13 protein-coding genes and 1 pseudogene are annotated in these 12,722 nt (G+C 64.4%); 4 read left to right on the top strand and 10 right to left on the bottom strand.

Annotated features, from left to right (window positions below):
- Window positions 1-7 precede the first annotated feature (7 nt).
- The 7 genes and pseudogenes from FB384_RS27530 to FB384_RS16860 form a co-directional block, all read right to left on the bottom strand.
- Window positions 8-259, bottom strand: a pseudogene (locus tag FB384_RS27530) (2Fe-2S iron-sulfur cluster-binding protein); the annotation flags it as partial.
- 1 nt (window position 260) lies between these two features.
- Window positions 261-1,247 carry a ferritin family protein gene (locus FB384_RS16885; RefSeq protein WP_183784210.1) on the bottom strand — a complete coding sequence of 329 codons (987 nt, stop codon included), beginning with the start codon at window positions 1,245-1,247 and terminating at the stop codon, window positions 261-263.
- Window positions 1,244-1,558, bottom strand: coding sequence for an MmoB/DmpM family protein (locus FB384_RS16880; RefSeq protein ID WP_183784208.1), 315 nt, complete (start codon window positions 1,556-1,558; stop codon window positions 1,244-1,246). Before FB384_RS16880 ends, FB384_RS16885 begins: the two co-directional genes overlap by 4 nt.
- A gap of 12 nt (window positions 1,559-1,570) precedes the next feature.
- Window positions 1,571-1,825, bottom strand: a complete 255-nt coding sequence (locus FB384_RS16875; RefSeq protein WP_183784206.1) for a toluene-4-monooxygenase system B family protein — start codon at window positions 1,823-1,825, stop codon at window positions 1,571-1,573.
- A gap of 26 nt (window positions 1,826-1,851) precedes the next feature.
- Complete coding sequence (locus FB384_RS16870; RefSeq protein WP_183784204.1) at window positions 1,852-3,348, bottom strand: YHS domain-containing protein; 1,497 nt, start codon at window positions 3,346-3,348, stop codon at window positions 1,852-1,854.
- A gap of 48 nt (window positions 3,349-3,396) precedes the next feature.
- Window positions 3,397-4,101, bottom strand: coding sequence for a hypothetical protein (locus FB384_RS16865; protein WP_183784202.1), 705 nt, complete (start codon window positions 4,099-4,101; stop codon window positions 3,397-3,399).
- Window positions 4,102-4,268: 167 nt separating this feature from the next.
- Window positions 4,269-5,795, bottom strand: coding sequence for a PucR family transcriptional regulator (locus FB384_RS16860; RefSeq protein WP_228726452.1), 1,527 nt, complete (start codon window positions 5,793-5,795; stop codon window positions 4,269-4,271).
- Between the two features lie 193 nt (window positions 5,796-5,988).
- On the opposite strand from FB384_RS16860, the gene FB384_RS16855 reads away from it, so the two are divergent.
- On the top strand, window positions 5,989-6,960 hold the full coding sequence (locus FB384_RS16855) for a 5-oxoprolinase subunit B family protein (RefSeq protein WP_183784198.1): 972 nt from the start codon (window positions 5,989-5,991) through the stop codon (window positions 6,958-6,960).
- Window positions 6,957-7,967, top strand: a complete 1,011-nt coding sequence (locus FB384_RS16850; RefSeq protein WP_183784196.1) for an acetyl-CoA carboxylase biotin carboxylase subunit family protein — start codon at window positions 6,957-6,959, stop codon at window positions 7,965-7,967. Before FB384_RS16855 ends, FB384_RS16850 begins: the two co-directional genes overlap by 4 nt.
- A gap of 311 nt (window positions 7,968-8,278) precedes the next feature.
- On the opposite strand, the gene FB384_RS16845 is transcribed toward FB384_RS16850, so the two are convergent.
- On the bottom strand, window positions 8,279-8,560 hold the full coding sequence (locus FB384_RS16845; RefSeq protein ID WP_183784193.1) for a hypothetical protein: 282 nt from the start codon (window positions 8,558-8,560) through the stop codon (window positions 8,279-8,281).
- Window positions 8,561-9,234: 674 nt separating this feature from the next.
- Here FB384_RS16845 and FB384_RS16840 point away from each other — a divergent pair.
- Window positions 9,235-9,954, top strand: a complete 720-nt coding sequence (locus FB384_RS16840; protein WP_183784192.1) for an ASCH domain-containing protein — start codon at window positions 9,235-9,237, stop codon at window positions 9,952-9,954.
- A 533-nt stretch (window positions 9,955-10,487) separates the two neighbouring features.
- Here the strand turns inward: FB384_RS16840 and FB384_RS16835 are convergent.
- Window positions 10,488-10,679, bottom strand: coding sequence for a hypothetical protein (locus FB384_RS16835; protein ID WP_183784190.1), 192 nt, complete (start codon window positions 10,677-10,679; stop codon window positions 10,488-10,490).
- Between the two features lie 305 nt (window positions 10,680-10,984).
- A complete protein-coding gene (locus FB384_RS16830) occupies window positions 10,985-11,569 on the bottom strand; it encodes a hypothetical protein (protein ID WP_183784188.1) in 585 nt (194 codons plus the stop codon).
- Between the two features lie 638 nt (window positions 11,570-12,207).
- Between FB384_RS16830 and FB384_RS16825 the strand changes: the two genes are divergently transcribed.
- Entirely contained in the window at window positions 12,208-12,480 is a 273-nt protein-coding gene (locus FB384_RS16825) for a hypothetical protein (protein ID WP_228726048.1), read from the top strand.
- Window positions 12,481-12,722 lie beyond the last annotated feature (242 nt).

Here is a 12,722-nt window from a genome sequence, read left to right as displayed (position 1 = left end):
CGCTCTGGCACGCCAGCTTCCGACCCTTGCGACGGTCCCTTGCCGTGAGCCCCGGGGCGTCCGGACGACGATCGTGCACCGTCCCGTCCACGAGCTCGAACCGGCAGCTGCCGCAACCACCGCTGTTGCACTCATACCCTGGCGACAGGCCGGCGCGCAGCGCGGCTCGCAGGATGGTGTCGTCGCGTGCGCAGTCGTACGAAAGCTCACCGTCGGCGAAGGAGATCCGATGGTCGGCACGCGTCGTGGTGGGCGACATGTCAGCTGCCAATCCCGAGCTGCCGCTGGAAGACCTTCAGCGCGCCGATCGCATTGTCCGCGGCCTCGGCGTTCTCGGGGACATCCGCTGCGTAGGTGCGGATCGCCTCCGTGGCAAGCGGCTGCCACTTGTCGACCCAGCTGGTCAGCTGCTCCTGGTTGCCAGGAATGTCGTTCATCATGCCGACCAGTGCGGCGGTCCACCGGCGTGAACGCTCGCTGTCGCGCAGCGCGGCCTCCGCGAGCAGCGCGTGCAACGTGTCTCCGTGGCGGCGTGCGCTCATCCCGAGTTCGCGGAAGACCATCTCGTCGACGGCAGGCTTCGCAACGACGTTCAGCGCCACAAAAGCCTCTGCCCAGTCGAAAGTGGTCAGCTGCCGCTCCATCAGCTCACGGAATCCCTGCCACAGCGGCAGTTCTTCCCATAGCTCGCGCTCGCGTTGGCCGAATCCGACGCCAGGGTGCGCGAGGCCGAGCTCGGCCGTCCGATATGCGACGTTGGAAAGCCAGCGAAGCGAGTCCGCCGCCTGAAACGCGGCGCAGTTTGCGATTGTGCTTGCCGGCGCCATGTGTACCAGGTAGGCGCTGGCCATCTGGATAGTGTGGATGACATAGCGGCTCGGCGTGTAGAGCTTGACCAGAGTCGCGGCCCATTCCGAGGCAAGGCCTTTGTCGTGGCTTTCCGCGTTGTGCTGGTCGAGAAGGCCGTCGACATAGGACTCCTGACCGTCTTGCAGGATGTTGTAAGTCCGATACACCAGCTCGTCGGGATCGCGAAAGGAGTCCCAGTCCGGGTGCGTGATCGGGCTTCCGTTCCGGTACTTCCGGTAGTGCTCGGCCAGCGGTCCGGTATGACCCACGTCCCACGGCTGTTCCCTGTCCCGCATGTGCCACAGCAATTTCGTCGAGACGATCTCGTACTCGCTGGGCTTGCGGCGCCTCTTCGCTAGGTGTTCCCAGGTCTTCAGTGGCTTCATCGGCGCGCTCATTCGTTGCCCTCCTTGTTCCCGAGGTAGAAGCGGTAGACGTCACTGCCGGTGTCGATCCGGCCGACGAACGACGGCATGATCAGCTCGAGTTCGGACATCCTGAACGGGCGTCCCAGTTCCGCGGCGATGGTCTCGCGGCGGAGGACGCATTCGCCGCCGTCCACCTCGACCCGCACGTAGGATCCGCGGTCCTTGACGTCCACCCGCCGGTCCTCGTTATCGATCACGGCGGCCTCTGCCACCGCTCGGGCGACCTCGCCGGTCTGCAGCACCGGCCCCACCGGCCGCTCGATCGCGTCATTGGTACTCATCGGCGCTGCCCCTCACTCGAAGTAGATTTCGACGCATTCGGTGGGCTCGAGTGCCGCCTCCGCGACCGTCGTCGCCCGTGCGTACGGCTCCGCCGCACCTTGCTTGCGCACGCGCAGAGTCTTTCCCGGCTGGTCGTGCACGTGGATACCGATCACGTTCTCGGCGGCGGCCGCGGCGAGCTCGTCCATCGTGTTTGCCGAATCGATGGGCAGCAGCTTCAGCACGAAGTCACCGTCGAAGTTGGTCGCCAATGGAATGGTTGCCATCGTCTCTCGTCTCCCTTTTCGTACGATCAGCCGGCGTTCGCTAGGCGCTTGCGATAGGTCTCCACCCACTCGAAGCCGTGCGCGTCCTCCCCACCAGGGCCAACCACACCGAGGCCCATGTACTCCAGAACCCCGCCGAGGTCTGCTGGCTCGATATCGCCGCCGAGGAACCGATCGATCAGGTTCTTGTGGTGCTTGTAGCGCTCCGGATCGTCCTCGAAAATCCACTTGTCCACCTCGGACGCGAAGTGGTAGCGGCGTCCTTCGTGCACGATCGAGGTGTCCCGCAGTGTTTGCGACGGCGTTCCCACGATGGGCAACTGCGAGACGTTGCAGATGAGCGGCAGGGTGTTCGGTACAGTCTTGTCCGATCGTCCGTGTGCGAAATTGTCGATCATCACGTCCCAGACCTTGCCGAACGTGTCGTTCCAGCCTGGGTACTTCTCCTCAAGCCAATCCCTCTCCTCGGGGCTCACTCCCGCCGCCGGGTTCCACCACAGCGTCGGCCGCCAGGAATACGTGCCGAGATGCTGGCCGTGGTGGTGTTCGGAGATGTCGCGCAGGAAGATGTCCCAGTACCACGGCTTCGACAAGCCGAGGTCTTCCAGCGATCGCATGAACTGCGTGACGATCCACTCCTGCATGAAGTCTTTGAATGACTCATGCCGGTGCTCCAGCGGGACGTAGTAGTCCATCGGAATACCGGAAAGGATGGTGAACAGTCGGTACGAGCGCCAAAACGCTATGTCGATCTTCTTTTGCGCCTGTTCCTTCTGACCGTTCTCGATGAGCATCTGCAGCAACGGAGTTCCGAGCTGCGCGTGTCGCGCCTCGTCGGACTGGATACTCTGGATGAGCTTCGAGAAGGTAAAGTCCCCGGCGTTCGCGGCGTCGCCGGACAGGCCGATGAACTGCAGATTGGTGAATCCTGTCTCGAAGGCGAAGTTCGCGAAGATGGATGTCGACAGCGCATCCCTTGTCATCATCACGTCATCGAAGAAGTGCCTGGCACCGAGACTCACCCAGTTGTTCGAGAACATCGAGGCATGTGACCACTCGAACTGCCTGTCCTTGTTGATGTACTCATGCGGGAAGTACAGCTGGATCTGGCCGTGCCTGATCTCGTCGAGCATGCCGAACGTGGCCATGTTGCGCATGCCAGGCGCCTTGGACCAGCGCACGAAGCGAGATTCCTGAAGGGACGCACCGTACTCGACGAGTGCGACGGCTCCGTAATGCTCCTTCAGGATGGAGATCCACCCGGGGTCGGCCTTGTTGTAAAGGTCGGCCCGCTCCAACGCTGCCTTGACCGAGTAAGCACCCGCGTCCTTTTGACGCTGTACGTCGACGTATTCGCGGTAGCTAATCTTGTACGGCTCGTCGTAGTGCGCCCAGATGTCATCCGGCAACCCCTCGCCACCGCTCAATTCGGGCGGGAACAGTTCATCGGTCGTGACGTACCGCGGTTTCCATTCGGTGTCACGCGCGATGTCGTACCATTGAGCGCGTTCCAACAGCGCCATGTTCTCACTCCTTGGGGTATAGAAATAGGAATTCGCGGGCCGGGCTGGTCAGCTGCCGTGCTCCGACCCGAGCGGGCCCTCCCCACCCGGATAGCAGAACGTCATCGAAGGCGAGTAGAAGCCGAATGTGACGTCCAGTGGATCCGCGGGCCTCAGGGCGTAGGTGGAGTGCGTCCTGTCGAGGAATTCGAAACTTTTCACCTCGAACGTTTCCGCGATATCGGCGACGTAGGGATAGCGGCCGCTGATGAACTCACCGTCGCGACGGGTGATGTAGCGAAGCTGCCCACCGACGCGTTGCGTGTTGCCTACCCTCACATCGGCGACGGTCCTGATGATTGGAACGCCTTCGATACGTGTGGTGACCACCAACTCGGTGCCGCTCAACTCCACCGACGTCGTTCCCGGCTCGCCGACCGGGACTCCGCGCGCCGCCGCGTACCGGCGCATGGCGTCTGAACTGTTGTAGTAGTGCGTCCACCAACGACCTGGCACGCCGGCCTCGGTATCGAGTCCGGAGAGGTTCACCCCCAGGTACGTCAACGAGTAGGCGCCGAAAGATTCCGCGCCGGTCGCAGATGTTTGGTCCGACCCGTCGACCACATACTGATTGATGTAGCACGAATGGTCTCGTGCAGGGCTGAGCCCCTCCGGGACGAGCTTCGCAACGGCGTCTGGATCTGCGGGAGTCCAGACGAGGTAGAGCGTCCTCGAGTTGGCGATCAGCTGCGGGGGATAGAGCGATGTACCCATCTCGCCTCCAGGCGCACCGTCGTTGGTGGGCGTTCTGCGTGATGGCCATGACGTACTCTGCGCCGTGACCTGCACGACAGATAGTCGTCAAGCCGGGAGCGATTGGGTAGTGCGCATGTTGGACAACGACTCGCGTCGTCCGTTCCGTGCTGGAGTAGTGGACTCCGTTATGGCTGGTCAGTAAGCTGGAGCGCGATCCACAGCTCGGCACGGGTGGTGGGGTCCTCGATATCGCAGCCCAGCACCTCGGCCACTTTGCCCATGCGGTAACGCAACGTGTGGCGGTGGATTCCGAGTACGGCGGCGGAGGCGTCCGACTGCCCGTTGTGTGCAAGGAAAGTACGCAACGTGTGCCGTAGATCGATCTTCGAGGCCCGGTTCTTCTCCGCTAGCGGTGCCAGCAGCATGTCCGCCCACCCACGCGCCTCGGCCGAAGTCAGGTGGCGGATCAACCCAGAAGTGGCTACGTCACCGGCGAATGCGAGCTTGCCTGCCGCACCCGGTGCACTCGAGAAGACCGAGCGGACCTGCTGCCACGCCTCCGGGAACTCCTGTGCGGGCGTCGGGTCACTCACCGCGCCGCGCGCGTGCGGGATACGCCGCAGCAGCGACTCCAGGGTACGGATATCACCTTCGGCCGGGGGCATGACGACGACGACGCGACCACGATCCCATTCGACGACGAGTGCAGACACGGTGCGCAGTCCCCGATCTCGCTCAGCGTGTTCGAGCAGTTCATGCTCATAACCGGCAGGCACCCCGAGCAGAGCAACCCGCAGATTGCCTTCCGGGCAGTCCACGCCGAGCACTTCTGCGATGTCGGTGGCCAGCCTCGCCTCACCGGCGGCAATCGCCTCGAATACGGCCTTACGCTGCCGGCGCTGCGCATCCAGGACGCTGGAAGCACTCTGCAGGTCGGCGCGCAGTAGTGAGACCGCCGAGGCCAGCACATCCTGCTCGGCTCGGTTGAACGGAGCCGATCTGCCGACCGCCAAATATCCGCGAACGCGCTCGCCGACATTCAGGCTGAAGAGCACCACCGACTCACCGGCCACGTTCATGGTCAGGCTCGTGGCGCCGCTCTGCTCGCCGAGCCTCGGCAGATCGATCTGGATACGGGCAAGATGGAGCCGTGCGCCGGGCCCCGCCGCACGGAGCCGGCCGTCCTGATCGAGCAGCAGCGCCCAACTACGGGTCACCTTGGCGAGCCGCTCGACGATCGTTCGGGCCGCATACGGTGACACCGAGGCGCGCGTGAGATCTCGCTGTGCGGCGACCGCGTACTGCAACCCCTCCTGACAGTCGTCCGACACATGGTCGGTGACGAACTGGCTGATCGCTGCGAACCTCGTACCGGCGGGCACAGCCAGTAGCGGCAGCCCTGCGGACTCGGCCGCGTTGATCAATTCGGGTGGCACCTCCGAGTAGAAGGTGCTGATGCCGAAACCCAGCGCGGCGGCACCAGCCTTCGCCAGTTGTTCGACGTAGTGCCGCATGGTTGCGCGGTCTTGCCCGAGTCCCGAACCGGTCGTGAGGATCAGCTCCCCACCGCTGAGGTACGGCGAGGGATCGCCTTGTTCGCTGATGAACGCCCACGTCAACGGACTCTTCATCGCCGAGCCCCGCACACCGGCGACCGTGACGAGACCGAACTCGGTTTCCTCGACAAGGGTCTCGACGGTCACGTCGGCCATCATTCCTCCGATCGAACAAGGGCTTCCCATAACGATGGCAGGCTTGCCGGTACGTAGGAAGCACCAGATGTTCGCCGGCCTGGACAATCGCTGTAGGAACTAGGTACAAAACGTGGATAGCTCGCGGGCCGCCCAGCACACAGACTGCGGCCAGGGCCGAAGGCGAACAGCTATCCGGGAGACGCGCACAGTCATGTCGGCGACTATCGCGAACACCGTACTGACAAGCGGCGGCCTGAACGTGACATACCGTGCCGCCGGTGATCGCGCCGTCTTGATCGAATACGGTCCGCACTCACCGGTGGACCTGAATGTCAACTTCCTCGTCCACGCGGTCGCACGGCACGTCAACAGCCACCCGGTACGCGGACTGCTGGAAGTCGTGCCAGGTCTGCGTTCGCTACTCGTCTACTACGAGCCAAGTGTGATCGGCCAGTCCGAGGTGGTCTCCGCCGTCGAGGAATGTCACCAGCAGATGCCCGAGCCGTCGTCGCTCGTCCTGCCCAGCCGCAGGGTTCGTCTGCCGATCGCCTTCGATGACTCAGCATCGCGCGAGGCTGTCAACTGGTACTGCGTGAGCACAAGGCCCGATGCGCCGAATGTGGTGGACGGCAACAACATCGACTACATCGTGGCGTGCAACGGGTTCTCCGACCGGGAGCACTTCTACGCAACGGTCATGGAGACGGAATGGTGGAACGCGTTCACGGGCTTCTACGCGGGACTCGCCTCCCTACTTCCGCTGGATCCACGCTGCGAAGTCGTTGCTCCGAAGTACAACCCGGCACGCAATTGGACTCCGGAAGGCGCGGTTGCGTTCGGCGGGCCCTGCCTTGTCGTTCATCCCATCGAGTCACCCGGTGCTTATCAGATGTTCGGCCGAACCTTACCGATCAGCTCGCTGATGCCGGGGCCACGTACGCATCGAATAGACCCAACACTGCTGCATCCCTGTGACCGGATCTCGTTCTTCCGTACCACAGAACAAGAACTTCTCGAGCTGCGCAGACAGGTCTTCGAGGGCCGGTACGACTACGACATCGAGCCTGGCGAGTTCTCCGTCGCCGAACACACCGCCTCTACCAGAGCCGACGAGATCGCCACGGAGGTCGCGCGGCGACGGGCGACACGCGACGCTGCACTGGAAACGGTGAGAATACCGTGACGCCCGGTGCGCGCGACTACACAACACAAGTACTCGAAGTGGTAGACCCGGGCCTGCAAACCACGATCCAGGACTACCCAGGAAGAGTTGGGCGCCAGGCACTGGGGTTCTTTCCATCCGGACCGGTCGACAGCCTTGCTTTCCGTGTTGCCAACCTTCTTGTCGGGAACCGTCCCGGGGCGGCGGCACTGGAAATCCCGCTCGGCCGTTTCCACGCGAGCGTGCTCGCGCCTTGCACGATCGCGGTCTGCGGTGCCGAGGTCGCGGTCACCCTCAACGGTACCGCAGTACCACAGTGGGAGTCGGTATCCGTGCAGGCAGGAGATCACCTCGCACTGGGTTTGACACGGGATGCCGGTTACCGGGTCTACCTCGCGATAGCGGGTGGGCTCGCCGCACCGTCCGTGCTCGGGTCGAAATCGACCTTCCTTGTCGCTGGCATCGGCGGCCACAATGGACGCGCCCTTGAACCGGCTGACGTCCTCGAGATCGAGCAGCCGGATGAGAAGAAGCCGCGGCATAGGCGCCTGCCGACCTCGCTACGGCCGAGCTATGCCGACGCATGGGAGATCGAGGTCGTCCGAGGGCCACATGCCGATCCCGACTTCCTAACCACAGAGGACTACGCGTACTTCCTCGACTCCCACTGGCGGTGCGATCTCAACTCGGATCGCGTCGCAGTACGGTTCAACCCGCATCGCTTCGACTGGGCGCGAGACAATGGCTACGTCGCCGGAGGCCATCCTTCGAACATGCTGGACGGAAGCTACCCACTCGGCGGCATCCTCGCTTACGGCGACGTGTTGACCATCCTCGGTCCGGACAGTCATACATCCGGCGGATTCGCCGTCATCGCGACCGTAGCGTCGGCCTCCTTCTGGAAGGTCGGGCAGCTTCGGCCCGGCCGAGACACGGTGTGCTTCCGTGAGATCGACCTCGACCAAGCCTCGGCGCTCGGCGCTCATCTCAACCAGATACTCGACCCGCGGAACTTTCAAGCCCAGTAGATGGGGTAAGGAAAGGCGTCTTTACCGAGCGCTATGAGTGAGATCCGCAGTTACTGCATACTGGGCCAATCCCAGTGTGGAGCCATATACACCGTCGAGCGCGTCGGGCCCTCCAGGACGTCGCTCCCGTGTTACGCGGGGATGTGCCCTGCACACCCAACCGTCAACTGCAGAGGCCCACTTGTGGTGCGGGTCGCGGTGCGAACTGTCGGCAACAGCGGCTCCAGCGGTCCGTGGTGCGAGTCCAGCGAGAGCAAAAGCCCAGGTAGAAACCCCAGACACGCCGGATGAGTTCCCTCCTAAGGCGGAGTTCACCCGGTCGAAACCTCACGTGACAACCGCTTCTGCTGGCGGACCGACCCAATCTCACCTGCGAGAGACCGAGCTCGGTGCGCATGCACTTCTGCGCCGTCGGCATCATTCTGTCGACGCAAAGCGCTGGCGAGGTCGACGCGCAGCGACGTTTCCGCGCGGATGAACGTCGGATCCAACCTGTCCAGCGCCGCAACGAGAACCTCCGTGGCATCGGGGTCGCCGAGTCGGGCCAAGGCGTGGCCGCGCCAGCGGGCGAGGTGAACCTCGTCGAGTGCCACATACGGGTCCTCGTTCGCCTCGACCGCATGCAATGCGGTCTCCGCCTCGTCGAACGCGCGGCGACAACTCCGTCTCTTCCTGCGCTGCCGCTACAGCTTCTCCTAGTGTCGCCGCCAGCCACGCACGCAAGCCGGGCGGCAACGCGAGTCCGCAGGTCGCAAAAGAGATTGACGGCGTCTCGCGCACGGCCGACATCCACCAGTACCGTCGCCTACTCGGCCCTGGCATGCACGTCGTATCTCGGATCACCGGACTCCCGAGCGGCGCTGATCGCCTGGTCGTAGTAGCGCCACGCCTCCGACACCCGACCGGCGCAGTCATTTCGGTTCCGCTGCCAGCGGCCGCGTCGGACACCAGCTGCTCAAACGTCCGTTTTTCGCACCGCCGATGAAGCAACATCGCGACTCGGCAGCCGCCAGATCCTATTGGGTCCCGGCCGCACGCCGAGGCGGTTGCGGGCCTCGGCACAGTACGCGCGGCGCGGCTACAACCTGGCTCACCCGTTGATCTGGGCCCACGGCGAATTCAAACTGAACATGAACAGCCGCCTCGACCTCGGCCAGACGCGTCCGTAAGTGGATCCGCTTGCGGACGTGCGGATGGGTTCGGTCGACTGCGGGATAGGAAGAAAACGGGTCGCTCTCGCCTGCACGGTGTCACTACGATCATGAGCATGCTGTCCGCTGACCACCGCGACCTCGTTCGTGCAGCTACGACCCACGCGAAAGCCGTCAACGACGACGGTGACCACACGGTGGCGGCTGCGCTGCGGTTGCACAGTGGCGCGGTCGTCCTCGGGGTCAACACCCACCACTTCCTCGGTGGCCCTTGCGGCGAGATCAGCGCCCTGTCCAATCGCGCGGCGACCCACCCCGACGACGCGATCGTCACGGTCGCCGCCGCCTACGGCCCCACCGGAGATGTCATCCCGCCGTGCGGGAAGTGTCGCCAGATCCTGTTCGACATCGACCCCGCGATCCGCTGCATCGTCCGCGAGGCCAACGGGCTCACCGCTGTCCCGGTACGTGATCTGCTCCCGCACGCCTACGACTGGCGAGCCGCCGAGCAACCCCAGCGGGTGTACATGTGGGAAGGCTACGAAGACAGCATCCGCGACGGCAGCAAGCGCCAGACGATCCGCGTCGACGACCCGTTCCGCCCTGGCGAGGCCCGCATCGTCTTCGAGAAGGAGTCCGGCGACGTGGTGGAACTCCCCGCCGACATCGTCTCAGTCAGCACTGCAGCACGCGCAGAGCTCACCGAGCAGGATGCACAGCGCGACGGCTTCACCGACCTCGCGGAACTCCACGCCGCACTCGACCAGCACTACCCCGGGATGGGCCCTGAAGCTCCCATCGACATCGTGGCGTTCGCGCTCCACACCGAGAAGTAGCGCCTTCTGCTGGGATGCTGCTGTGAGGGCACGGGTAATGCCCTCGTTGGACATACGAAAGCCCGGACGGGATGGGGGGTTCCGTCCGGGCTTTCGCATGTGTCGATCTGTGGTTGATGGGCGTGATCCTGGTCGAACGCTGCGCCTACTGGGACCTACAGTGGCGTTGCAGCAGGCCAGGCGCAAGCTGGCGCGCAGTGATCCATCACGCGCTGCGTGCCACCGACCGTTCGGCTGCCAGCGCTACGACGGCACCAACGCGGTAGCGGGGCCGTTGGTGTCCCCCGTCGTGGCGCGGTGGCGCCGATCCGCGGCGGGCGATCCGGCTGCGGCGTGCCCATGAGCGGATCGTCGCATCGGGTACGGACATTCCGAACAGGCCGAGCCATCCGGCGAACTCGGTGACGGTGCCGAGGTGGTCGCCGATGCGTTCGAGCCAGGACCTCGCGGCGTAGGGTGACGTCGCAGGTACAGCCGCACGTGCCGCAGCGGGCGAACGCACCGTGGGGCGGCGCGTACAGGGTTTCCCCGCACTACGGGAATCCGGCGAACTCGTCGGCGCCGTCGCCGTCCCACGCGCCGAGGTAGCGCCGCTCGGGCGGCCGGTCGATGGCCGTGCGCACCCGCGCGGCGATGTGGGTGATCTCGTCGTGCATCTCGTCGGCCGCGGGGTGTGTGGCGAGTGTCGTCTCTCGCGCAGCCAGCCACCGCGCGGCCTCGGCCATGGTGGTGCAGTCCGCGACGACCTCGGCGGTCTCGGCGACTCGCGTGCCCAGGTGGCGAGCGTGTTGCCGATGGTCCAGCGCAGTTCGGAGGCGGCCAGGCTGAACGGCAACGGGTGTTGCGCGGCCCGGCTCCGCACACCGGAGCGCGCGCCGAACGCAGTCTGGCGGGCAAGGGCGGTGCCGAGTTCGCCGAGCAGCTCGTCGGCCAGTGACCGTAGGTCGGCGACAAGTTCGCGGGTGCAGTCGGCCCACAGTGTGGCGATGGCGGGCTGGCCGCATCCGGTGGGGCAGGGGTTACGCGACATTCAGTCCTCGCGCAGAGTGCTCAAGTCGTCGTCTTCCGGGTCGTGCACGTCGAGGCTGCGGCGCGCTTCGATCGAGAACTCGGCAGATGTTCGTTCCGCAGCGTCGATTGCGCTTGCAACTCGTGCAACGTCATCAGACTCGAGCCCATGGTCAGTCACCTGACGGGCATAGTCGGCCAGAATGTTCGTTGCATCAGTGAGCGAACGGTTCAACCTGCCCGCGGCAACGACCACTTCAGTGGAACCGACCACGATTACCTCGGATTGTCGCTTATAGCCCGAATCGTTCAGCTCCCTGAGCCGCCGCAGTGAACCATGAGCTGTGGCGAGACCGTCGAGCTGGACCAACTCCGCTAACTCTCTCAGCCGGCGACAAGACTCTCTGGCTTGGTCGATCACGTCTGCGTAGACCTCGACTCGCTTATCTCTCCAATAGTCGAGATTGGCACGCTCGCGCTCCCGCTGCCACCGTTTGTCATCGCGCCTGACAGTGAAGAACCCGTTCAACCACGCACCGCCGACGGAACCGACGAGGGCAATCCCGGCGATCACGAACGTCGCCCAGAGCGGTACTTGGTCCTTCATAGCGGCCTCCTTCGTGGACATGCTGTTCGGTGAGCACTGATCCTGTCAGGGCAGTCACGTGCGAGAGCCGTTCGACGGTCTGTCGTCGCGACGTTCGAACGCGGACGACCAGGACGCCCCGCGAGCAGGGCAGCCACACCGGCGATAGTCCATCCCCAGTCGCCGACGAACACCGCGACGACGACCCAGCTCGCGGAACCGGGTGACGTGACTGCCCCACATGAAAGTCAGAGCCACACCTGCCATGATCGCGACGGACATGATCACCAGGACATCGGCTTCCACCGCCGCCTCGAACGGCTTCTCCGGAACGACTCTCATGAGGGTCTCCGACAACGGCGGCCCTGGGCGGTCGCATCGTTGCTGTACCCCTCCTTGGAGCTAACGCCCGCGTGGTGCGAGTCATGGTGCGAACTGCTGGCAACGGCGACACTCGCGAGTCGTGGTGCGAGAACACCGACACTGAAATCGCTGGTCAAACCGCTCGGCCACTCAATACGGCAGCCTTCTAATCTCTAGGTCGCAGGTTCGAGTCCTGCCGGGGGCGCCCCTTCTGACCTGCATGTTCGCCGCAGAAGCAGAGGGTCGATCCCCTCTCGCCCGAGCGGCGCGGTATCGCATGGGGTATCGACGTCGCTGTGGCCGAGAGTGGGGTCGAAGCGCTCGAGGATTTGCTCCAGGAGATGGAACGTCGAGGCAAAGTTCTCGGCGAGCAGCCGGGCCGACCTCCGAAAGTGTCGCGCAAGCTGGCCGACAAGCGCAGCCTGAGCCTGCATCCGCTGGTCTGCGCCATCGACGAGTGCCACGAGCTCTTCCAGTACCCGACGTTCGGCAAACGCGCGGCCGAGCTCGCCGTCCGGCTGATCAAGCGTGGCCGGAAGGACGGGATCGTGCTCCTGCTGGCGACGTAGTCGCCGACGAAAGACTCCAGCCGCCAGTGTCCGGCTGACCAACGACAGCCTGTACCGCATCCTCGATATCGACGTTCGCGACGACGGCCTCCACACGCGCCTCGGCGTTGCCGAGTTCCTCGAGTACGCCCTCAGGCTCGAGCTCCTCGAGAACGAATTGCTCGATGCCATCGCAGGCGGACACACCACCGAACCCGGCACGCTCCCGCAACAGCGCCACGCACACCGTCCCGAACCGTGAC

It is taken from the genome of Prauserella sediminis (genome assembly GCF_014195435.1).
In the GTDB taxonomy this organism is placed as follows: Bacteria; Actinomycetota; Actinomycetes; order Mycobacteriales; family Pseudonocardiaceae; genus Prauserella; species Prauserella salsuginis.
Note: the sequence above shows the minus strand (reverse complement) of the source record. Positions and strands in the feature narration are given on the sequence as shown.